Below are 20,601 nucleotides of genomic sequence, written 5' to 3' on the forward strand. Positions count from 1 at the left end.
CACCAGGACCAGCAGCACCACGAGAGACCTTCCACGAAAGGGAACACAATGGCAAAGCAGACGATTCTCGGCCGGATCTCCTCGCTCATCCGGGCGAACGTGAACCAGCTCATCGACGACGCCGAGGACCCGCAGAAGATGCTGGACCAGCTCGTCCGCGACTACACGAACAACATCGCCGACGCGAAGACGGCGATCGCGCAGACGATCGGTAACCTCCGCCTGCTCGAGCAGGACCACGAGGAGGACAAGCGCGCGGCGACCGAGTGGGGTCAGAAGGCCGCCAACGCCTCGGCCGCCGCCGACAAGTACCGCGCCGAGGGCAAGACCGCGGACGCGGACAAGTTCGACAACCTCGCGAAGATCGCGATCGGCAAGCAGATCGCGGCCGAGCAGGAGGTCAAGGACAACGAGGGCCCGCTCGCCACGCAGAACGAGCAGGTCGAGAAGCTCAAGTCCGGGCTGGCCGGCATGGAGCAGAAGCTCGAACAGCTCAAGGCCAAGCGCGACTCGCTCGTCGCCCGTCAGAAGACCGCCGAGGCGCAGTCCAAGGTCAACGACGCCATCGGCAACATCGACATCACCGATCCGACGAGCGACCTCAACCGCTTCGAGGAGAAGGTCCGCCGCGAGGAGGCGAAGGTCCTCGGGCAGCAGGAACTGCAGTCATCGAGCCTGGACGCGCAGTTCGAGAGCCTGGAGGACGTGGGTCGCGACGCCGAGGTCGAGGCACGTCTCGCCGCGCTGAAGAACGGCGGGTCCGCGGGTATCTGACGCGGAACTGCGGACGGCGCCGGACCCTGCTGCCAGACTGAGACGATGCAGTTCCTCGTCGTCGGTCAGTGGCAGGGTTCGGCGTCGTCGCGCGCGATGCGCCTCGGCGACGGAGCACAGGCCATCGCAGCCGATCTCCCCCGTGCCGCCACGACCGTCGTCGACGTGCCGGCCGGCGCGGGCGACCGGCTCGAGACCGCCGTCGCCCGCTACACGTCGGTCCGTGCCGTGGCCGACCGCGTCGCCGAGGAGACCGGCGTCGCGAGCGAACCCGTCCTGGTGGTCGGTGGTGACGGGTCGAGCGTGCTCGGCGCCTCCGTGCTCGTGCGTCCGGACACCGCGTTCGTGCGCATCGCCGGATCGAGCGGCTACCGGTCGCTGAACCGCGCACAACCCGTCGCAGCCGAGACCGCCGTCCTGCGCCTGCTCGTCGACCGCCCGGAGGACCTCTTCCCCGACCTGCCGGTCCTGGACCCGGGCAGGGTCGTGCTCGCCGGGGTCCGCGGAGTCGAGGACGCCGAGATCGCCGCCCTCGACCGGGTCGGGATCACCCACCTCGACGTGGACGCGGCGACGCCGGACGCGATCGCGGCCGCGGTCGGGTCCACCGGTGCCGAGCGCGTCTTCGTCCACGTCGACCTCGACGTGCTCGACCCGGCCGAGGTGGACGGACTGCTCGAGCCGGTGCCCTTCGGGCTCGACGCCTCCGGTCTGGTCGAGCGCATCCAGGCCGCGACGCGGGGACGGCGACTCGTCGGGGCCGCGCTGACCGGCTTCGCACCGGTGGATCCCGACCGAGCGGTCGACGACCTGGGCGTGATCCTGCGTGCGGTCGGTGCCCTGACGACCGCGTCCCGCACCGCCTGACCAAGGCTGACCGGTCCTCCGGATCCGCGCCGCGCCGCACACGGCCGACGCCCCGCCGCTCCGCGTAGGTTCGGGAGCATGACGGACTACGACCTCATCGTGATCGGCGCCGGCGCAGTCGGCGAGAACGTGGCGGACTACGCCCACAAGCGCGGCCTGTCGGTCGCCGTGGTCGAGGCCGAACTGGTCGGCGGTGAGTGCTCCTACTGGGCGTGCATGCCGTCGAAGGCGCTCCTCCGCAGCGGCCACGCGGTCGCGGCTGCGAAGCGCGTCGACGGTGCCGCGCAGGCGGTCACCGGGCACGTGGACGCCGCGAAGGTGCTCGCGCGCCGCAACTCCTTCACCTCCGACTACCAGGACGACAGCCAGGTGGCCTGGCTCGAGTCCGCGGACATCGCCCTGATCCGCGGCCACGCCCGCATCACCGGCGAGAAGACCATCGAGGTCGGCGGCGAGACGCACACCGCACGCGCGGCCGTCGCCGTCGTGACCGGTTCGCTGCACCAGCTGCCGGACGTCCCCGGTCTCGCGGATGCGCAGCCGTGGGGCACCCGCGAGGGCACCAGCGCCCAGCAGGTCCCGGAGAGCCTGCTCGTCATCGGCGGCGGCGTCGCCGGCTCCGAGCTCGCGACCGCGTGGGCCTCCCTCGGGTCGAAGGTCACCCTGGTCGCCCGGCACGGGCTGCTCGGCGGCATGGAGCCGTTCGCCGGTGAGCTCGTCGCCGACGCGATGCGGGAACTCGGCATCGACGTCCGCACCGGTGTCAGCCCGACGCGGGTCGACCGCGACGAGCACGGCCTGGTCACCACGACGCTCGACGACGGCACCACGGTCGTGACGAGCGAGGTCCTCGCGGCAACGGGTCGGAAGGCGCACACCGCCGACCTCGGCCTCGACTCCGTGGGGCTCACCCCGGGCGACTGGCTGCAGGTCGACGACACGATGCTCGTGCAGGGCACCGACTGGCTCTACGCCGTCGGCGACGTCAACCACCGCGCACTCCTCACCCACCAGGGCAAGTACCAGGCACGCGCCGCCGGCGAGGCCATCGCCGCACGGGCGCAGGGCCGCCCGGTGCACGCCGAGCCCTGGGGCGCCCACGTCGCGACCGCCGACCACGCAGCCGTCCCGCAGGTCACCTTCACCGACCCCGAGGTGGCGAGCATCGGCCTGACCGAGGCCGCGGCACGCGAGCAGGGCATCGACGTCCGCGCGGTCGAGTACGACCTCGGTGCGATCGCCGGTTCGGCGCTGCAGGCCGACGGCTACACCGGCCGTGCGAAGATGGTCGTCGACGAGTCCCGCGGCGTCGTCGTCGGCGTGACCTTCGTCGGACAGGACGTCGCCGAGATGCTCCACGCGGCGACGGTCGCGGTCGTCGGCGAGGTCCCCGTCGACCGGCTCTGGCACGCGGTCCCGGCGTACCCGACGATGAACGAGGTCTGGCTCCGCCTGCTCGAGACCTACGGCCGACCGGAGTAGGGGTGCGCAACCCGCTCCTCGACTCCCCCGTCTCGCGCGCCGGTTGGGTGTTCGCCACCGCGGTCGGACTGGCCGTCGGGGTGCCCTTCTCGACCGGGCGGATACGGGTCGAGGACGGGTTGATCGTGTGCACGGGGTTGCCGCGCTGGGCGTTCCGGCGCGGCGGCACGTGCGTCGGGTCGGTGTACCTGACGCGGGACAACGACGGCCCGCGTGTGCTGCGGCACGAGCGGGTGCACGTGACGCAGTGGCGTCGCTACGGCATGCTCATGCCGCTGCTCTACGCCTTCGCGGGGCGCGACGCCGCCCGCAACCGCTTCGAGGTGGAGGCCGGTCTCGAGGACGGCGGCTACCGCTGACCCGGTGACCCACGACCGGACGGGAGGCGCACGGCGGGTCCGCCCCGTGCCTCCCGTCCGTCAGGCGGCCCGTTCCGAGCCACCGAGCGGGCCGGATCCGTCACCCTCGCCACCCCGGACCGACGGATCGCGCCCGCTCGACGAACGCGAGCGGCACGTCCTGCCCGCTCGGGGCAGGCAGCACCCGCGCCGAGCCGTCGGCGGTCAGGCGACGCGCCGGCGCGGCACCACCAGGGGTGTCCCGGTCTCCGGGTCGGGCACGACCACGCAGGGCAGTCCGAAGACGTCCTCCACCAGCTCCGAGGTCAGCACCGCGGCCGGCGTGCCCTGTGCCACGATCGCCCCGTCGCGCATCGCCACGAGGTGCGTCGCGTACCGGGCGGCCTGGTTCAGGTCGTGGAGCACCGCCACGACGGTGCGGCCCGCAGCGTGCAGTGCCGAGGCGAGCTCGAGCACGTCGTACTGGTGCGCGATGTCGAGGAACGTCGTCGGCTCGTCGAGCAGGACGATGTCGGTCTCCTGCGCCAGCACCATCGCGATCCACACGCGCTGCCGCTGCCCACCCGAGAGCTCACCGACGCTCCGGTCGGCGAGCAACACGGTGTCGGTCTGCTCCAGCGCGGCCTGCACGGCGGTGCGGTCGGAGCCGGACGACGGGTGCAGCAGGTCCTGGTGCGGGAAGCGGCCGCGGGACACGAGGTCCCGGACGGTGATGCCCTCGGGTGCGACGGGCGTCTGGGGCAGCATGCCGACCCGACGGGCAACGGCCTTCGGGCGGAGCGAGTCGATCGGGGTGCCGTCGAGGAACACCGTGCCGGCGCTCGGCCGGAGGGTGCGGGCGAACGCCTTCAACAGGGTCGACTTGCCGCAGGCGTTCGGACCGACGATCACGGTGAGCTCCCCGTCGGGCACGTCGACGTCGAGCGACGACACCACGGTCCGGTCGTCGTACGCCAGGGTCAGCCCGCGCGCCCCCAGGGCCGTCGTCGGGACGGGACCACCGGCTCGCCCGGACGGCGCCGGGGCGGACGCTGCCGTGTTCAGTGCTCGGCCTTGCCGTGCCGCCAGTACCCCATGAACGCGACCTGCCGACGGTCGAGTCCGACGCCGCGCACGAGGTGTCGGCGGAGCTCCTTCACGCAACCGGCCTCGCCCGCGATCCAGGCGTACACCGGTCGCTCGTCGAGCGCGGCCGGCACGTCCCAGAGCACCTGCTCGTCGACGTCCACGTCGGCCAGGTCCACGGCGCCGCGCACCGGCTCCGCCACCGAGGCGGCCCCGGTCGTGACCTCGGCGGCCCAGGCGTGCACCTGGTCCGTCATCCGGACCCCGTGCGAGGCACCGTTGCGGGCGATCCACCGCACCTCGACACCGGCGGGTGCGGTGACCGGCAGCCGGTCGGCGTCGGTCGGGACCTCGATGAAGACGTGTCCGACGGTCGCCACGTCGAGTGCCTCGAGGATGGCGCAGATCGCGGGAGCGGCGGTCTCGTCCCCGGCGAGCAGGATCCGGGTCGCGCTCCCCGGCGCGAACTCGGCGGCGCCGCTCGGCAGCTCGGCGGGCGAGGACGGCACGGCCGGACCGACGATGCGGAGCTCGTCCCCGACACGGCACGCCGACACCCACCGCGAGGCCGGTCCGGTGTCCCCGTGCGCCACGAAGTCGATGTCGAGCTCGCGGGCGTCCGGACGGAAGGACCGGACGGTGTAGGTGCGCAGCGGGTTCCGCTGGGCATCGGGCAGTGCGCGCCACGCGCCGTACCAGTCGTCACCGTCGGGCAGGTCGGTGAACCCGTGTCCGGGAATCGGCAGGACGACCTTGATCCGCTGGTCGAGCCCGACCGCGGAGAAGTCCGCGAGCGCGTCACCGGTGAGCGTCACCCGGACGAACGACGGGGTGAGCGCCGACACGGCCGCGACGCGGACGGAGAAGACTCGGTACCGGGCTGCCACGAGGTACGAGTATGGCATGCCTTACCTAAGGCTTCCAGGGTGCAACGGGGTACCCGACGGGGTGCGAGGATCGGACCCGTGCACGAACCCGACGACGAATTCTCGGACCTGGCCGCGCTGGCGGCTGCGAGCGGCGTGACGGAGCCGCTCCGCGCCTCCCGGCAGGTGGTCCGGACCGACGACGGACGCGAGACCGCGGCGATCCGCTGGGACACAGCGGACGGCCGGGAGGCACGGATCACCTACCTGCACGGGCTCGGCATCGACGCGCACAGCTTCGACCAGACCGCGATCGCGGTCGGGCAACCGGCGGTCGCCCTCGACCTGCCCGGGCACGGCCGGTCGTCCTGGCGGGACGACGCCGACTACGGCGCGAGCGCGACCGCTCCGCAGGTGCTGGCCGCGCTCGACGCCCTCGGGGTCCCGCCGGGCGTGGTCGTCGGCCACTCGCTCGGTGCCATCCTCGCCGCCCGCCTGGCCGCGACCTCACCCGAGCGCGTCACCGGCCTGGTGCTCGTCGACATGTCCCCGGACTTCGCGCAGCGCGCCGTCGACCGCATCGCCCGGGCGCTGGAGGACGAGACGCCGTTCGCATCGCTCGACGAGGTCGTCGACCGCGCCGTCGAGGCCCGCGTCGGGGACGACCGCGCGGTGCTCCTCCGCGAGGCCCGGCACACCACCCGGCTCGGCGAGGACGGCCGGCTCGTCCGCCGGCACCACTTCCCCCACCTGCCCTCGGGCCGGACGGCGTCGGTGGGGCGGTTCGCCGACGCGTGGCCCGACCTCGAGGCCCTCGCCGTGCCGGTGCTGCTCGTCCGGGGTGACCGCGGGTACGTCTCGCCGAAGCTGCACGCCGGCTTCACCGAGCGGCTCCCGGACGCCGAGGTCGTGACGGTGACGGCACGGCACGCGGTGCAGAACCAGGCCCCCCTCGAACTGGCGTCGGCGATCCGGGCATGGGGAGCACGGCACCGGTTGTTGCACGAGGTCCAACAACCGTCATCCGGCCCCGAACGCCGGTAACCTCGTGCGAGCGCGCCGCGACGACCGTCGCCCCACGCGCCCGGAAGGAACCCACAACCCATGAGTCCGCTCCTCCCCCGCCGCGGTGGCCGTGCAGCACGCGTCGCCCTGGCCGCCACCGCGGTCGCCGTAGCCTCGGCCCTGACGCTCACCGCCTGCTCGGGCTCCGACAGCAGCAGCGGTGGCGACGACGCCACCGTGCGCGTCGGCCTCGTGCTCGAGCCCACGAGCCTCGACATCCGCACGCAGTCCGGTGCCGCGCTCGACCAGGTGCTCATCGACAACGTGTACCAGGGCCTGGTGGGCCGGACGGCGGACGGGGAGATCCGCGACGTGCTGGCGTCGAAGCACGAGGTCTCGTCGGACGGGAAGACGTACACGTTCACCCTCCGCGACGGCACGACCTTCCAGGACGGCAAGCCCGTCACCGCCGCCGACGTGGTCTGGTCGCTGCAGCAGGCGAAGGACAACTCGTCGTACGTGGACTCCGCCAAGCTGGCGGGCGTCTCGTCGATCAGCTCCCCGTCGGACGGGGTCGTCGAGCTGCAGCTCGAGGCGCCGGACTCCGATCTGCTCTTCAACCTGACCGGCCGCGCCGGACTCGTGCTCGAGCAGGCCGCGACGAACGACCTCTCCGACAGCGCCAACGGCACCGGACCGTACGAGGTGTCGGCGTGGAAGCAGGGCGACTCGCTCACCTTCAGCCGGAACGACGACTACTGGGGCACCGAGCCGAAGGTCGCGAAGATCGTGTTCCGGTACATCACCGACCCGTCGACCGCCGTCAACGCGATGGCCAACGGCGACCTCGACGTGCTGAACCCCGTCGACGGCACCCTGCAGGGCCAGCTGCAGGGCAACCCGGACATCGAGCTGCACCGCGGGAAGACGACCGACAAGTACACGCTCGCCTTCAACGACGCCCAGGCGCCCTTCACCGACGAGCGGGTGCGCCGGGCGATCCGGCAGGCGATCGACCCGAAGGCGCTCATCAAGGCCATCGGCGGCACGGGCGTCGAGCAGGGCGGACCGATCCCCGAGCTCGACCCCGGGTACGAGGACCTGACCGACATCGACGCGTACGACCCCGACAACGCGAAGAAGCTGCTGGCCGAGGCGGGGAAGACCGACCTGGACCTGACCCTCACCTACGCCAACGTCTACCCGGCGACGATCGGTGACGTGCTGAAGTCGCAGCTCGCCGACGTGGGCATCACCCTGAAGGTGGAGCGGGTCGACTTCGCGACGTGGCTCGACCAGGTCTTCACGAAGAAGGACTTCCAGCTCTCGGTGGTCGACCACGTCGAGGCCCGCGACTTCGGCAACTGGGCGAACCCGGACTACTACTTCGGGTACGACAACCGCGAGGTGCAGCGGCTCTACGCGGAGTCGATCGCCGCGACCTCGCAGACCGAGAAGGAACAGGCGCTCCGCAAGGCTGCGCGCATCGTCAGCGAGGACGCCGCCGGCGAGTGGCTGTACACCGCGACGGAGATCACGGCCGTGCGCAAGGGCGTGACCGGGTTCCCGGTCGACGGCGGCAACTCGCGACTCGACCTGGCCGGACTGGCCGTCCGGTGACCACTGCCCTGCCGGTCGCCGGGCGCAGGTCCGGCGACACGGTCCGGCCGGTCGCCGGGCGCCCGTCCGGCGCTGCGCTCCGGGCTCGCGCCGCCGCCCCCGTAGCATCGGACGCGTGACCCGGTTCCTCGTCGGGCGACTGCTGCTGCTCGTCGTCGGCCTGCTCGTGGCGAGCATCATCGTGTTCGCCACGCTGCGCGTGCTGCCCGGCGACGTCGCGCAGATCGTCGCCGGCACCCAGTCGACGCCGGCCCAGGTCGAGCAGCTCCGGCAGCAGCTCGGCCTCGACCGGCCGGTCGTCGTGCAGTACCTCGACTGGATCGGCGGTGTGCTCCGCGGTGACCTCGGCCGGTCGCTCGTGACGAACGGCGCCGTCGGTCCGGAGATCGCGCAGAAGCTCGCCGTCACGCTGCCGCTCGCGGGGATGTCGCTCGTGGCCGCCCTCGTGCTCGGCGTCCCGCTCGGGGTGCTCGCCGCGGTGCTGCGCCGTCGGGCCGGCGGTGCGGTGATCGGCTTCGTCGCACAGGCGGTCGCGGCGGTCCCCGTGGTCTGGGCCGGCATGCTCCTCATCGCGCTGTTCGCCGTCACGCTGCACTGGCTGCCGACGCAGGGCTTCCCGCTCGACGGGTGGGACGAACCCGGTCGCGCGTTCTCGTCGCTCGTGCTCCCCGCGCTCACCATCGGCGCCGTCGAGGGTGCCGTGATCCTGCGCTTCACCCGCTCCGCCACGCTCACCGTGCTCGACGCCGACCACGTCCGGACCGCGGCGGCGATCGGCCTGACGCGGACGCGGGCGCTCCTGCGGCACGGCCTGCCGTCGGTGGCGCTCACCGTGCTGGCCGTCCTCGGCGTGCAGATCGCCGGCCTGCTGGTGGGGGCCGTCGTCGTCGAGCAGCTCTTCTCGCTCCCGGGGGTCGGACGGATGCTCGTGACCGACGTCGGGCGACGCGACGTCACGAAGGTGCAGTCGGAGCTCCTCGTGCTCACGAGCCTGGTGCTGGTCGTCGGCTTCGCGGTCGACGTCGTGCACCGTGCGCTCGACCCCCGGCAGCGGGAGGTGGGCGAGTGATCCGCCGTCTCCTCGCCCGACCCACCGGCTGCTTCGCCGTCGTCGTGCTGACGCTCCTCGTCGTGCTCGCCGCGGTGTCCCTCGTGTGGACGCCCCAGGACCCGTTCCGCGCCGACCCCTTCCAGCAGTGGGCGGCACCGAGCCCCGCGCACTGGTTCGGCACCGACGCCGCAGGGCGGGACATCGCGAGCTACCTGCTCGCCGGTACCCGGACGACCGTGCTCGTCGCGATCGGCTCCGGCGTCGTCGCGAGCCTGGTCGGCATCGTCCTGACGGCGATCGGCTCGCTGACCACGAGGTGGGTCCGCGAGGGCACCGCCGTCCTCCTCGACATCCTCGTCGCGTTCCCCACGCTGCTGACCGCCATGCTCCTGACGGCGGTGTTCGGCGGGTCGCTCGGCGTCGTGGTGGTGAGCGTCGGGCTGTCGTTCGGCGTGACGATCGCCCGCGTCGCGCGTGGTGAGATCCGCCGCATCGCCCGGAGCGACTACGTCGTCGCCGCACGGGCCTCCGGCGTCGGGCCCCTCGGCGTGCTCACCCGCCACCTGGTGCCGAACGCGGCGCCGCTGTTCACCGTGCAGCTCTCGCTCGCGATGGCGACGGCGGTCCTCGCCGAGGCCGGCCTCTCCTACCTCGGCTACGGCGCGGGGTCGGACACGGCGTCGTGGGGCAACCTGCTCGCCGACCTGCAGACGTACATCGGCGTGCACCCGTGGAGCGCGACCTGGCCGGGCGCCGCGATCGCCCTCGTCGTCGCCGCGCTCTCGCTGCTCGGTGACGCGGTGCGCGACGCGACCGACCCGCGCCTGACCACCGGCGACCGAGCGGCCACGGGCTCGCGGGCTGCGACGGGCACCCCGGCCGGTGACGACCCGGCCCCCGGCGAGCCGACCGACGACGACACGGCCACCGGCGCCCCGGGCGCAGACCGACGCGCACCGGGCGGCACCACGACGACCCCGGGGGTGACGGCGTGAGCGACCACCGGACCGGACGCGACGGTCTCGAGGTGACCGGACTCACGGTCCGCATCGCGGGACGGACGGTGCTCGACGACGTGACGTTCACCGTGCCTCCCGGCCGACGCGTCGGCGTGATCGGCGCGTCCGGATCCGGCAAGTCGATGACCTCGCTCGCCCTGATGGGCCTCCAACCGACGGGGGCCGAGGTGGCCGGGAGCATCCGCCTCGACGGCACCGATCTCGTGGGGATGCGTGATCGGGACCGTGCGCGCCACCGCGGATCCGGCATCGGCATGGTGTTCCAGGAGCCCGCGACCGCCCTGGACCCGCTCCGCCGGGTCGGTGCGCAGGTGGCGGAACCGCTCCGACTGCACCGCGGGCTGGACCGCCGTGCGGCCGCCACCGCCGCGGTCGCACTCGCCGACGCCGTCGGACTGCCCGACCCAGCCGCGCTGCTCCGCCAGTACCCGCACCAGCTGTCGGGTGGACAGCGACAGCGCATCTGCATCGCGATGGCGATGGCCGGCTCCCCCGCCTACCTCGTCGCCGACGAGCCGACGACCGCGCTCGACGTCACCACCGAGGCCCGGATCCTCGAGCTCTTCGAACGGCTCTCGACCGAGCGCGGGACCGGCATGCTCTTCGTGACGCACGACCTCGCGGTGCTCGCCCGCATCGCCGACACCGCCGTCGTCCTCGATCACGGCCGCGTGGTCGAGCAGGCATCGGTGCGGTCGCTGCTCGACGCCCCGCAGCACCCGGCGACGGCGGCCCTCGTCGACGCCGCCCGCGCCACCGCCCGCCGCACCGGAGGCCCCGCATGACCGACGCGCTGCACGCCAGCGGCCTCCACCGCACGTACCGCCTGCCACGCCGTGGCCCCTTCGAACCCGGGTCGGTGCGGACCGCCGTCGACGGGGTCGACCTGACGGTCGCCTCCGGGGCGCGGCTCGGCATCGTCGGTGAGTCCGGTTCCGGCAAGTCGACGCTGGTGCGGCTGCTCGCCGGCCTGGAGGCACCCACCGCGGGCTCCGTGAGGGCCGGCGGTCGTCCCGTGGTCGCGTCGGCCTCCGCGGCCGCGATGCGCTGGTTCCGTCGCGAGACCGGGGTGGTGTTCCAGGACCCGTACGCGTCCCTCGACCCGCGGATGCGCGTCGGCGCGATCGTCGCCGAGCCGCTCCGTGCGCTGCAGCTACCGGGTGACCACCGCGCGCTCGTGGCCTCGGTCCTGGAGCGCGTCGACCTGCCCGCCGACGCCGCCGACCGGTACCCGCACGAGTTCTCCGGCGGGCAGCGGCAGCGCATCGCGATCGCCCGTGCGGTGGTGCACTCCCCGCGGATCCTGTTCGGGGACGAGCCGATGAGCGCCCTCGACGTGGTCGTCCGCGCGCGGGTGATCGACCTGTTCCGCTCGCTCGCCGACGACCTCGGGCTGACGCTCGTGCTCGTGTCGCACGACATCGGCGTGGTGCAGCGGCTGTGCGACACCGTGGCGGTGCTCTCCGAGGGGCGGATCGTGGAGCAGGGGCCGGTGTCGCTGCTCGACGACCCGCGGCACCCGGTGACGCGGGCACTGGTGGCCGCGGCGCCGACGCTGCCGTAGGGGCGCGGCGGTCGGCGTCGGCGGTCGGCGTCGTCGGCGTCGTCGGCGGTCATCGTCGGCGGTCGGCGTCGGTGGGGGTCGGTCGGCGGGCGTCGCGCGGGCGGAGTGGGCGATGCGACACTTCCGCTGTCGTACGACGACCACGGTGTCGCTCGGCCCGACAGCCGCGACCGGGCTCCGGTCAGGACGACAGATGCGCTGTCGTACGACGACCACGATGTCGCGCCATCCTCCCGAGCCGCGACATCGCACGCGTCGATCGACGTGCGCATCGTCGCAGTCGCGACGCGCCGACGCCGGTGCCCGGCCTGCGTCAGCCCGGCGTCACCACGTCGCCGGGTGCCGCCGCTGCCACCGCAGCCGTCGCTCGAGCTGCGCCCCGATCGCGAGCAGCACGCGCTCCCCGCCCGGGCGTCCGATGAGCTGCACACCCATCGGCAGGCCCGCCCCGTCCGGGTGGTCGTCGTCCGTCACCCCGACCGGCAGCGTGATCGCGGGCAGCCCCGACACGTTCGCCATCGAGGTCCAGGGCGAGTAGGCGCACTGCCGCCGGAAGTCCTCCTCGGGGTCGTCCCCGTACCAGCCGAGCGGCCGCGGGGTCAGCGCCAGCGTCGGGGTGAGCACGGCGTCGTACGGCGCGAACGTCCGGATGAGCCCGGCCGAGAAGGCGTCGAGCGTCGTCATCGCGTCGAGCACCTGCGTCGCGGTCAGCGCACGTCCGCGCTCCACCAGCCACGACACCAGCGGGGTGAGCGCGGACAGGTCGATGCCGGGCACGCGGGGCAGCCCCGCAGCGCCGGATTCCCACGCCACCCGGAACGCGTCGGCGTACGGCAGCCGGGGCATCGCGACGTCCTCGACCCCGTGCCCGACCTCGCCGAGCACCCGCACGGCGGTGTCGACCGCTGCCCGGGCGGCAGGGTCGACCACGACGTCGACGGTGTCGTCCCACGGCGAACCGTCGAGCACGCCGACCACGAACCGCCCCTCGCCGCGCACCGCAGCGGCGGTGAAGGGCCCGTCCCCGACGTCGGGCGTGACCAGCGCGTACGGCGAGGGCTCGGGCAGCCCGGTCGGTGCGACCAGGGCGTCGAGGAGCATCCCGGCGTCGGCGACGTTCCGCGTGATCGGCCCGGCGACGCTCAGCCCGCCGAGGCCGGACCGACCGGGCATCGACGGGACCCGGCCGCGGCTCGGCTTCAGTCCGACGAGACCGGTCGCTGCGGCGGGGATGCGCACCGATCCCCCGCCGTCCGTCCCCACGGCCGCGGGCACGAGTCCGGCGGCGACGGCCACGGCGGTGCCGCTCGACGATCCTCCGGGCGCCCGCGTGGTGTCGTACGGGTTCCGGGTGGTACCGATGCGGGTCTCCGACGACGACGACATGCCGAACTCCGGCGAGGTCGTCTTGCCGAGGCTCACCGTCCCCGCTGCGGCGAGCGCCGCCACCAGGGGGTGGTCGGCGGTCGCGGGTGTCACCGGCAGCGCGGCGGAGCCGTGCCGGGTGGGCACACCGGCGCGGTCGTACAGGTCCTTGTCGGCGGTGGGCAGGCCCCAGAGCGGCCGGGAGGTCGGGAGGAGCGTCCCCAGTCGCGCCGCGTGCTCGCGTGCGCTGTCGGCGGTGACGGCGACGAACGCCCCGAGGGACGGGTCGAGCCGCTCGATGCGGGCGAGGTAGTGCTCGGTCACCTCGAGCGCGGTCGCGTCCCCCCGACGGATCCAGTCCCAGAGTTCCTGCGCCGAGAGGTGGTGGAGTTCGAACACGGTCCCCGAGCCTAGGCCTGCAGGTGCACGGCGAGCACGTCCCGCACCGTCGTCCAGTCGTGCGGCCCGTAGCGGTCGTTCGCGACGTGGTGGAGCTCGGCCTCGCCGCTGAACATGCTGACGAAGTACTGCATCCCCTGCCAGGCGGGGAACGGCTCCGCGTCGTCGGCCCGCGAGAGCCGTCGTCCGACGCGTGCCATCGCGGAGAGCGTCCCGGAGGTCCCGGCCCACTGCGTGCGGAACCGGGTGCCGGTGAGCCGCGAGAGGGTGTCGGCGACGCGCCGGGCGGTGACCCGGTCGCCGGCGACCTCGACGACCCGCGGTGCGTCGGGGTCGAGGGCGACGCGCGCGGTGACCCAGGCGGTGTCGTCCTTCGTGGTGAAGTCGAGCACCTGGTCCGGGGACGACCAGTACAGGACGGTGCGACGGTCGAACAGGATCATCGGGGCCTGTCCGGTGAGCATGTCGGTGAACGCGCCGTTCAGCACGGAGGTCGCCCGGATCGGTGCGGCGTCCAGTGTCGCGGCGAACTCGCGGCGCAGCTCGAAGTTCCGGTTCGTCCCGGGGGTGATCGCGCGGTAGTCGGCCGAGTAGTCCGACGGGACGAACCGCGGGACGCCGGCGTCGACCGCCGCGGCGAGCAGCGCGGTCTGTGCGTCGACGACCACGGAGCGGGTGCCGCTCACCGCCGAGACGACGACGTCGACCCCGGCGAGCGCCGTCACGAGTCCGTCGTGGTCGTCGTAGGCGGCGCTGACGACGGAGACACGGTCGGACCGTGCGGTGAGCCGGTCGGCCGCGGGCCCGGTGGCGGAGCGGCTCAGTGCTCGGATCCGGACGTCGGGGTCGGCCGCGAGGAGCGCGTCGACGATGCGGGAACCGAGGTCCCCGGTGGCGCCGGCGACGAGGACGGTGGTGCTGGTCATGCACCCGACGCTACGCACGGGCGTCCGGCTCCGTCCGTCACCTGCATCCTTCGGTGGAACTCCCGGTGGTGCATCCCTCCGCCGGTCGTCCCGACGAACGGTCCTCCCTAGCGTCGGTGTCATGACGAACACGACCGAAGTCCGGCCCGGAGCCGGCACCGCTGCACCCCGTGCGACGGGGGTCCGGGGTGTGGTGTCCCGGCACCCGCTCGCCTCCTTCGCCACCCTGGCGCTCGGCCTCAGCTGGCTCGCGTGGGTGCCCTACATCCTGAGCCCGCACGGCCTGGGCGTGTGGGACCTGCACTTCCCGGAGTTCCTCGGCACGGCCCAGTTCACCGGGATCCTGCCCGGCGCGCTCCTCGGCCCGCTCGGCGGTGCGTTCGTGGTGACCGCCCTCGCCGACGGCCGTCCGGGCCTGCGGCGCTGGGTCGGTCGGCTCTGGCGGTGGCGGGTCTCCTGGTACTGGTACGCACTGGCACTGGTCGGCGTCCCGGCGCTCATCGTCCTGACGGGTCTGCCGTTCTCCGGCGGGAACGTCCAGGCACCGACCGCCCTCGCCCTGCTCGCCCTCGTGCCGGGTCTCGTGGTGCAGCTGTTCACCACCGGCCTGTCGGAGGAGCCCGGCTGGCGCGACTTCGCCCTCCCCCGACTGCAGGACCGCTTCGGACCGCTCGGCGCCGCCGCGGTGCTCGGTCCGCTGTGGGCGCTGTGGCACATGCCGCTGTACCTGTCGGACTGGGGCGGGTGGCCGGACGCGCACTGGTCGGAGCCGGTCGTCTTCGCGCTCTTCACGATCACGTTCAACGTCGTGATGTCGTGGGTGTTCAACCGCACCGGCGAGAGCCTGCCGATCGCACTGCTGCTGCACGTCGGCGTGAACAACACCATCTCCACCCTGTGGGCGGACATGTACCCGGGGATGACCGCGGGCACGATGATGCACGGGCTCACGATCGTCTCGACGGTGGCCGCCGCCGTCCTGCTGGTCGCCACCCGGGGCCGGCTCGGGTACGACCGCCGGCCGGGAGGCTCGGACCACCTCCCCGCGTCGACCTCCGCCCGCCTCGTAGGATCGAACGATGGCACCCGCTGAAGCGAGTGCGGCTCGCGTCGCCGCCGACCCCCGCACCGCGCGGGAGGTCGACGGCGACCGTCGCCTGCGCCGCACCGACGTCCTGGTCGCGGTCGCCACCGCCGTCGTCTCGCTCGCGCTGCTGCTCGGGCTGCCGCCGCTGGATGCAGCCGATCCGGACACGCTGGGTCGACCGCTCACGTCCCCGGCTGTCGGGAGCCTGCCGTGGATCGTCCTGCTGCTGGGACTCCTCGGGCAGTCCGCGGCGCTGCTGGCCGCACGCCGGGTGCCGCGCGCGGTGCTCGTCGCCGGCGCCGCGGTCCCGGTGGTGGTGGCCGGTCTCATTCCCGGCGGCAGTGACCTGTTCGGCCTGACGGCGCTTCCCGTCGTCGTCGCCGTCGTCCTCGCCGCCGTGCGGGCGCCGCTCGTCCGGCTGTGGCCGGCGCTCGTCGCCGCCGCGGTCCTCGTGACGCTCGGCACCGCCTGGCACTGGGTCGTCCTGAGCGGACTCGACCGGAGTCGACCGTTCCTCCTCGCGCTCGGAGAAGCATTGCCCCACGGTGTCACGCAGGCCATCGGGGCCGTCGGGCTCCCGCTCGTCGTGGCACTCGTGGTGCGGTCCCGGCGCGAGGTCCGGGCCGCGAGGGACGCCGAGGTCGTCGCCCGGACCGCGGAGGCCTCCGCCGCGGTCCGCGAGCAGGACGCCCGGGTCGACGCAGCCGTGTCCCGCGAACGAGCGGCCATGGCGCGGGAGCTGCACGACATCGCGGCCCACCACCTGTCCGGGATCGCCCTCATGTCGGCCGTCATCGACCGGCAGATCGACACCGACCCGACCGCGGCGCACGAGGGCGTCCGTCAGGTGCGGGAGCAGAGCACCGCGGTGCTCGAGGACCTCCGTCGCCTGGTCGGCCTGCTGCGGGACGACGCCCCCGCGGAACGTGCCGTCGAGACCGTCGCGGGCATCGTGGACCTGGTCGAGCGTGCCCGGTACCGGTCGGACGTGCGGCTCGAGGTCCTCCGCGGTGCGCACGAGGTCGCCGAGGGCGTCGGGCCCCTGGCGCAGCTCGCGGCCTACCGCACCGCGCAGGAGGCACTGGCGAACGCCGCCCTGCACGCACCCGGCGCCGTCGTCACGGTCACGCTCGACGACCGTGCAGTCGACCACCTGGAGCTGACCGTCGAGAACGCCGCACCCGCGGTGTCCGCGCCGAGCGCGGACGCTCCCGATGGACCGGGCGAGCCGACCCCGGAGGGTCCGGGAGCAGGCGGCAACGGACTGCGCGGGATGCGTGAGCGGGCGGACCTGGTGGGGGCGCGCCTCCAGACCGGGACCACACCGGACGGCGGCTGGGTCGTGACGCTGCGACTCGGACGCGAGACGCCCGAGGTGACCCGGTGATCCGGGTCCTGGTGGCGGACGACCAGCCGCTCGTCCGGGCGGGGGTGTCGGCGCTCCTGGCGGCCGAACCGGACGTCGAGGTGGTCGGCGTGGCGGCGGACGGCGGCGAGGCCCTCACGCTCGCACGGAGCACGCGGCCGGACGTGGCGGTGCTCGACATCCGGATGCCGGTCCGGAACGGCATCGAGGTGGCGCGGGAGCTCTGCGCTCCTGACGCGGACCCGGCGGTGCCGGTGCTGGTGCTGACGACCTTCGACCTCGACGACCTGGTGTTCGGGGCGCTCGAGGCGGGGGCGTCCGGGTTCCTGCTCAAGGACGCGGAGCCGGACGTCATCGTCGGTGCGGTGCGGCAGGTCGCCGCCGGGAACGGCACGATCGACCAGAGCCTGACGCGGCGGGTGCTGCGGGAGTTCGTGTCGCGGCGGAGCCTGCAGCCGGTGACGGGCGACCGGGCCTCGGAGCTGCTGACCGCGCGGGAGCGGGACGTGTTGCTGCTCCTCGCACAGGGGATGTCGAACGAGGAGATCGCCGAGGCACTCGTCGTCGAGGTCTCCACGGTGAAGTCGCACCTGGCGCGGATGCTGCCGAAGCTCGGGGTGCGCTCGCGCCTGCAGGCGGTGGTCTGGGCGTACCAGAACCGCGTCGTGGCCGTCCCCGAGTGCTAGGGGGCGGTCACCGCCGTCCGGTGCCCGACGCCCCGCGCAGGGCCGACAGCACGGAGGACCGGACCGCGGCACCGCCGTCGCGGGCCGGGTCGACCAGGACCGCGCGCATCCCCGCGGCACGTGCCCCGGCGACGTCACGCTGCGGGTCGTCGCCGACGAACAGGCACGCGGCGGCCGGCACGCCGAGCTCGTCGGCGACCTGCTCGAACGCGCGTCGGTCCGGCTTGGCCACCCCGATCCGCTCCGACGTGCACACGACGTCGACGAGGTCCGACAGCCCCGTGGCGGCGAGCTTGTCGCGCTGCTGCTCCTCGGTCCCGTTCGTCAGGACACCGACGGGCCGGTCGGCGTCGCGGACCGCGCGCAGGAGCGGAGCACTCCCGGGGAACGGACGCCAGGCGCCCCGGTACGCGGCGAGGTAGCGGCCGAACAGGAGGTCGAGCTCGTGCGGGTCGTGCGGTGGCCGGAGCCCGGCGAGGGGCAGGACCTCGACGAGCCGGGATCGACGCTGCTCGGCGAAGTCGACCTCCCCGCGTCGCCACCGCTCGAAGTGCCGTTCCTCCGCCTCTGCCCACGCGGCCCGCAGGCGGTCGGTCGCGGCGACACCGAGCGCGCCGAGGAGGTCGTCGACGGCTCGCGCCGCTGCTCCCGCGTGGTCGAACAGGGTGCCGTCGAGGTCGAACACCACGGCACGGACGTCGAGGGTCATCCCCGCACCGCGTCGACGACCCGTCCGACCGCGGCCGCGACGGCCCGCTCGCGCACGGTGGTGTCCTCGTGCTCGGACTCGTGGACGAACGCCGTCGCCCCGCGGGCCGCGCCGCAGAAGTCCACGACGCCGTGCTCGAGCTGCGTCCGCAGTGCCTGCTCGTACCCGTTCCGCTCGTAGACCCCGGCGTCGTCCCCGGCGATCGGCAGCAGGTGCACCGTCAGTCGGCCGAGCCGACGGTCGATGCGCCCGTCCTCGCCGACGCCGAAGGCCCACCCGTTCACGAACACCCGGTCGAGCCAGCCCTTGAGCAGCGCGGGCACCGACCACCACCACACCGGGAACACGAGCACGAGGTGGTCGATCCCGTCGAGGCGCGCCTGTTCGGCCGCGACGTCGGGCGCCGGGTCGGTCCCCGTCCGGTAGGTGTGCCGGTCGGCGGCGGTGAACCGGGGGTCGAAGCCCTCGGCGGCGAGGTCGGCGACCGTGACGGGTCCTGCGCCGGCGGCGTCGAGCGCCGCCTCGAGGCGGTGGGCGACGGCGAGCGTCAGCGAGTCGGGGTCCGGGTGGGCGGTCACGATGAGGGTCGACACGGCTCGATCCTGCCAGCAGCGGGTGCACGGACGCCCCACCGGACGGGAGGCGCGGTGCGGGCCGGCACCGCGCCTCCCGTCCGGCGGGTGGGGACGACGTCAGTCGTCGTAGCGGTAGAAGCCCTGTCCGGTCTTCACGCCGAGACGGCCGGCGTCGACGTGCTCGCGCAGCAGGCGACGCGGACCCTCCGGCAGGTGCGGGTCCTCGGCCGCGTAGTGCTCCTCGATGTCGAGGACCACGTCGAGGCCGACCTGGTCCATCATCCGGAAGGGCCCGGCCGGTGCGCCGCTGTTCACCTGCCACATGGCGTCGACGTCCTCGGGCGTGGAGACGCCGTCGGCGACGACCGCGAGCGCCTCGCGCTTGATGGCCGCCCAGATGCGGTTGAAGATGAAGCCGGTCGACTCGCGGCGGGCCAGGAACGGGTGGACGCCGTAGCGGGGCAGCGCCTCGAGCAGCAGGTCGATCACGGCGGGGTCGGTCTGGCCGTCGCTCATCAGGTCGACGGCGTTCTGCTGCGGCGGCATGTAGAAGTGCACGTTGAGGACGCGCTCGGGGTGCGCGACCTCGTCGATCACCAGGCGGCTGGCGTACGAGGACGAGTTCGTCGCGAGGATCGTGTCCGCGGCGACCAGTGCGTCGAGCCGTCCGAACAGCGGGGTCTTCAGGTCCAGGCGCTCGGGCACGGCCTCGACGACGAGCCAGGCGTCGACCACCGCGGCCTCGAGGTCCGCCTCGCCACGGACCGTCTCCGCGGTCGCGCCGTCGCGCGCGGCCACGATCCCGGGCAGGGTCTCCTCGACGTACGCGACGGCGGCGGCACGGACCTCCTCGGACAGGTCGTGGATCCGGACCTCGGCACCGCCGCTGGCGAACATCAGGGCGATCCGGCGTCCGAGGGTGCCACCGCCGATCACGGTCACGGGGCGGTCGGCGGTGTCGCGGGGCGGCTGGTAGGGCACGGGTTCCTGCTCTCGGTCGAGTTCGGTACAGTTCGTATTCGATACAGATCGTATCCAAGTTCCGAAGGAGATGCGCATGCGCGCCGACGACGTCCTCCAGCACCTGACCACCCCGCTCGCCGCGCCGGTCTACCCACTCCGGCCGACCCGGTTCACCGGCCGCGAGTACTTCAACGTCGTCTACCGCACCGACCCCGACGCGCTGCGCGCCGTGGTCCCGGAGCCGCTCGAGGTCACCGAACCGCTCGTCCGGTTCGAGGTCATGAAGATGGGCGAGGTCGACGGGTACGGCCCGTACGTCGAGTCCGGGCAGGCGATCCAGGTCGAGCACGAGGGCGAACGCGGCGAGTACCTGCACGCGATGTACCTCGACAATGCGGCCGCGACCCTCGCCGGCCGTGAGCTGAGCGCCTACCCGAAGGTCCTCGGCACGCCGGCGCTCCGCGTCGACCAGGGCGCGCTCGTCGGCACCCTCGACCGCGGGACCGAGCGCGTGGCCACCGCGACCATGGCGTACGAGTGGGAGCCGCTCGCCCACGACGCCGCCCTGGCGGAGATCACCGTGCCGACCTTCATGGTGAAGCTGGTCCCGGACCTTCGGACCCAGCGCCACCTGGTGGCCGACCTCGTCCGCACCGAGATCACCGACGTGACCGTCGAGCAGGCCTGGACCGGACCCGCCCGACTCCAGCTGTTCGCACACGCCCTCGCACCGATGGCGGACCTGCCGGTGCTCGAGGTCGTCCGCGCCTCGCACATCCTGACGGACCTGACCCTCGCCCCGGTGCGCACCGTGCACGACTACCTGGCCGACCGGCACTCGGCCTAGCCTGGA

21 protein-coding genes are annotated in these 20,601 nt (G+C 73.6%); 14 read left to right on the forward strand and 7 right to left on the reverse strand.

Annotated elements, in window-relative coordinates:
• Positions 1-48 precede the first annotated feature (48 nt).
• From Q9R28_RS03650 to Q9R28_RS03665, 4 genes are all read left to right on the forward strand, one after another.
• Complete coding sequence (locus Q9R28_RS03650; protein WP_066654658.1) at positions 49-774, forward strand: PspA/IM30 family protein; 726 nt, start codon at positions 49-51, stop codon at positions 772-774.
• Between the two features lie 45 nt (positions 775-819).
• Positions 820-1,641 (forward strand): arginase family protein, encoded by an 822-nt coding sequence (locus Q9R28_RS03655; RefSeq protein ID WP_311205487.1) that lies wholly within the window; start codon positions 820-822, stop codon positions 1,639-1,641.
• Positions 1,642-1,719: 78 nt separating this feature from the next.
• Positions 1,720-3,123, forward strand: coding sequence for an NAD(P)/FAD-dependent oxidoreductase (locus Q9R28_RS03660; RefSeq protein ID WP_251155066.1), 1,404 nt, complete (start codon positions 1,720-1,722; stop codon positions 3,121-3,123).
• Positions 3,124-3,125: 2 nt separating this feature from the next.
• Positions 3,126-3,482, forward strand: coding sequence for a Fe-S oxidoreductase (locus Q9R28_RS03665; protein WP_311205488.1), 357 nt, complete (start codon positions 3,126-3,128; stop codon positions 3,480-3,482).
• Between the two features lie 204 nt (positions 3,483-3,686).
• On the opposite strand, the gene Q9R28_RS03670 is transcribed toward Q9R28_RS03665, so the two are convergent.
• Both Q9R28_RS03670 and Q9R28_RS03675 read right to left on the reverse strand, forming a co-directional pair.
• Entirely contained in the window at positions 3,687-4,460 is a 774-nt protein-coding gene (locus tag Q9R28_RS03670) for an ABC transporter ATP-binding protein (protein WP_311205556.1), read from the reverse strand.
• Between the two features lie 62 nt (positions 4,461-4,522).
• Positions 4,523-5,452, reverse strand: a complete 930-nt coding sequence (locus Q9R28_RS03675; RefSeq protein WP_311205489.1) for a siderophore-interacting protein — start codon at positions 5,450-5,452, stop codon at positions 4,523-4,525.
• Positions 5,453-5,512: 60 nt separating this feature from the next.
• On the opposite strand from Q9R28_RS03675, the gene Q9R28_RS03680 reads away from it, so the two are divergent.
• The 6 genes from Q9R28_RS03680 to Q9R28_RS03705 all read left to right on the forward strand — a co-directional run bounded on the left by Q9R28_RS03680 (position 5,513) and on the right by Q9R28_RS03705 (position 11,672).
• Positions 5,513-6,457 carry an alpha/beta fold hydrolase gene (locus Q9R28_RS03680; protein ID WP_066654666.1) on the forward strand — a complete coding sequence of 315 codons (945 nt, stop codon included), beginning with the start codon at positions 5,513-5,515 and terminating at the stop codon, positions 6,455-6,457.
• Between the two features lie 60 nt (positions 6,458-6,517).
• The gene (locus Q9R28_RS03685; RefSeq protein ID WP_066654668.1) at positions 6,518-8,038 is read left to right on the forward strand and encodes an ABC transporter substrate-binding protein; all 1,521 of its coding nucleotides are present in this window, start codon (positions 6,518-6,520) and stop codon (positions 8,036-8,038) included.
• 115 nt (positions 8,039-8,153) lie between these two features.
• Positions 8,154-9,107 (forward strand): ABC transporter permease, encoded by a 954-nt coding sequence (locus Q9R28_RS03690; protein ID WP_066654670.1) that lies wholly within the window; start codon positions 8,154-8,156, stop codon positions 9,105-9,107.
• Positions 9,104-10,084, forward strand: a complete 981-nt coding sequence (locus Q9R28_RS03695) for an ABC transporter permease (RefSeq protein ID WP_311205490.1) — start codon at positions 9,104-9,106, stop codon at positions 10,082-10,084. The genes Q9R28_RS03690 and Q9R28_RS03695 overlap by 4 nt, the downstream gene beginning before the upstream one ends.
• On the forward strand, positions 10,081-10,893 hold the full coding sequence (locus Q9R28_RS03700) for an ABC transporter ATP-binding protein (RefSeq protein WP_311205491.1): 813 nt from the start codon (positions 10,081-10,083) through the stop codon (positions 10,891-10,893). Before Q9R28_RS03695 ends, Q9R28_RS03700 begins: the two co-directional genes overlap by 4 nt.
• Positions 10,890-11,672: an ABC transporter ATP-binding protein gene (locus Q9R28_RS03705; RefSeq protein ID WP_311205492.1), complete on the forward strand. Its 783-nt coding sequence runs from the start codon at positions 10,890-10,892 to the stop codon at positions 11,670-11,672. The genes Q9R28_RS03700 and Q9R28_RS03705 overlap by 4 nt, the downstream gene beginning before the upstream one ends.
• Before the next feature lie 324 nt (positions 11,673-11,996).
• On the opposite strand, the gene Q9R28_RS03710 is transcribed toward Q9R28_RS03705, so the two are convergent.
• Together Q9R28_RS03710 and Q9R28_RS03715 are read right to left on the reverse strand one after the other, a co-directional pair.
• Positions 11,997-13,436, reverse strand: a complete 1,440-nt coding sequence (locus tag Q9R28_RS03710) for an amidase (protein WP_066654675.1) — start codon at positions 13,434-13,436, stop codon at positions 11,997-11,999.
• 11 nt (positions 13,437-13,447) lie between these two features.
• Entirely contained in the window at positions 13,448-14,362 is a 915-nt protein-coding gene (locus Q9R28_RS03715) for an NmrA family NAD(P)-binding protein (protein ID WP_251155071.1), read from the reverse strand.
• 121 nt (positions 14,363-14,483) lie between these two features.
• Here Q9R28_RS03715 and Q9R28_RS03720 point away from each other — a divergent pair, with 121 nt between their 5' ends.
• From Q9R28_RS03720 to Q9R28_RS03730, 3 genes are read left to right on the forward strand one after another with little or no spacing between them, the layout of a single operon-like run.
• Complete coding sequence (locus Q9R28_RS03720) at positions 14,484-15,455, forward strand: CPBP family intramembrane glutamic endopeptidase (RefSeq protein ID WP_251155072.1); 972 nt, start codon at positions 14,484-14,486, stop codon at positions 15,453-15,455.
• On the forward strand, positions 15,442-16,836 hold the full coding sequence (locus tag Q9R28_RS03725; protein ID WP_311205493.1) for a histidine kinase: 1,395 nt from the start codon (positions 15,442-15,444) through the stop codon (positions 16,834-16,836). The genes Q9R28_RS03720 and Q9R28_RS03725 overlap by 14 nt, the downstream gene beginning before the upstream one ends.
• Positions 16,833-17,501 carry a response regulator transcription factor gene (locus tag Q9R28_RS03730; protein WP_311205494.1) on the forward strand — a complete coding sequence of 223 codons (669 nt, stop codon included), beginning with the start codon at positions 16,833-16,835 and terminating at the stop codon, positions 17,499-17,501. Before Q9R28_RS03725 ends, Q9R28_RS03730 begins: the two co-directional genes overlap by 4 nt.
• A gap of 7 nt (positions 17,502-17,508) precedes the next feature.
• Here Q9R28_RS03730 and Q9R28_RS03735 read toward each other — a convergent pair whose 3' ends face one another.
• The 3 genes from Q9R28_RS03735 to Q9R28_RS03745 form a co-directional block, all read right to left on the reverse strand.
• Positions 17,509-18,210 carry an HAD family hydrolase gene (locus tag Q9R28_RS03735; RefSeq protein ID WP_311205495.1) on the reverse strand — a complete coding sequence of 234 codons (702 nt, stop codon included), beginning with the start codon at positions 18,208-18,210 and terminating at the stop codon, positions 17,509-17,511.
• The gene (locus Q9R28_RS03740) at positions 18,207-18,803 is read right to left on the reverse strand and encodes an NAD(P)H-dependent oxidoreductase (protein WP_311205496.1); all 597 of its coding nucleotides are present in this window, start codon (positions 18,801-18,803) and stop codon (positions 18,207-18,209) included. The genes Q9R28_RS03735 and Q9R28_RS03740 overlap by 4 nt, the downstream gene beginning before the upstream one ends.
• 99 nt (positions 18,804-18,902) lie before the next feature.
• The gene (locus Q9R28_RS03745; protein ID WP_311205497.1) at positions 18,903-19,766 is read right to left on the reverse strand and encodes a 3-hydroxyacyl-CoA dehydrogenase family protein; all 864 of its coding nucleotides are present in this window, start codon (positions 19,764-19,766) and stop codon (positions 18,903-18,905) included.
• A gap of 76 nt (positions 19,767-19,842) precedes the next feature.
• Between Q9R28_RS03745 and Q9R28_RS03750 the strand changes: the two genes are divergently transcribed.
• Positions 19,843-20,595: an acetoacetate decarboxylase gene (locus tag Q9R28_RS03750; RefSeq protein WP_251155077.1), complete on the forward strand. Its 753-nt coding sequence runs from the start codon at positions 19,843-19,845 to the stop codon at positions 20,593-20,595.
• Positions 20,596-20,601 lie beyond the last annotated feature (6 nt).

It is taken from the genome of Curtobacterium sp. BRD11 (assembly GCF_031844345.1).
Lineage (GTDB): Bacteria > Actinomycetota > Actinomycetes > Actinomycetales > Microbacteriaceae > Curtobacterium.

Excerpts from the sequence above, each read along its gene's own strand:
- Q9R28_RS03650 (WP_066654658.1), top strand. The coding sequence starts at position 49 with ATGGCAAAGCAGACGATTCTCGGCCGGATCTCCTCGCTCATCCGGGCG.
- Q9R28_RS03655 (WP_311205487.1), top strand. The coding sequence starts at position 820 with ATGCAGTTCCTCGTCGTCGGTCAGTGGCAGGGTTCGGCGTCGTCGCGC.
- Q9R28_RS03660 (WP_251155066.1), top strand. The coding sequence starts at position 1,720 with ATGACGGACTACGACCTCATCGTGATCGGCGCCGGCGCAGTCGGCGAG.
- Q9R28_RS03675 (WP_311205489.1), bottom strand. The coding sequence starts at position 5,452 with ATGCCATACTCGTACCTCGTGGCAGCCCGGTACCGAGTCTTCTCCGTC.
- Q9R28_RS03685 (WP_066654668.1), top strand. The coding sequence starts at position 6,518 with ATGAGTCCGCTCCTCCCCCGCCGCGGTGGCCGTGCAGCACGCGTCGCC.
- Q9R28_RS03705 (WP_311205492.1), top strand. The coding sequence starts at position 10,890 with ATGACCGACGCGCTGCACGCCAGCGGCCTCCACCGCACGTACCGCCTG.
- Q9R28_RS03715 (WP_251155071.1), bottom strand. The coding sequence starts at position 14,362 with ATGACCAGCACCACCGTCCTCGTCGCCGGCGCCACCGGGGACCTCGGT.
- Q9R28_RS03720 (WP_251155072.1), top strand. The coding sequence starts at position 14,484 with ATGACGAACACGACCGAAGTCCGGCCCGGAGCCGGCACCGCTGCACCC.
- Q9R28_RS03725 (WP_311205493.1), top strand. The coding sequence starts at position 15,442 with ATGGCACCCGCTGAAGCGAGTGCGGCTCGCGTCGCCGCCGACCCCCGC.
- Q9R28_RS03735 (WP_311205495.1), bottom strand. The coding sequence starts at position 18,210 with ATGACCCTCGACGTCCGTGCCGTGGTGTTCGACCTCGACGGCACCCTG.
- Q9R28_RS03750 (WP_251155077.1), top strand. The coding sequence starts at position 19,843 with ATGCGCGCCGACGACGTCCTCCAGCACCTGACCACCCCGCTCGCCGCG.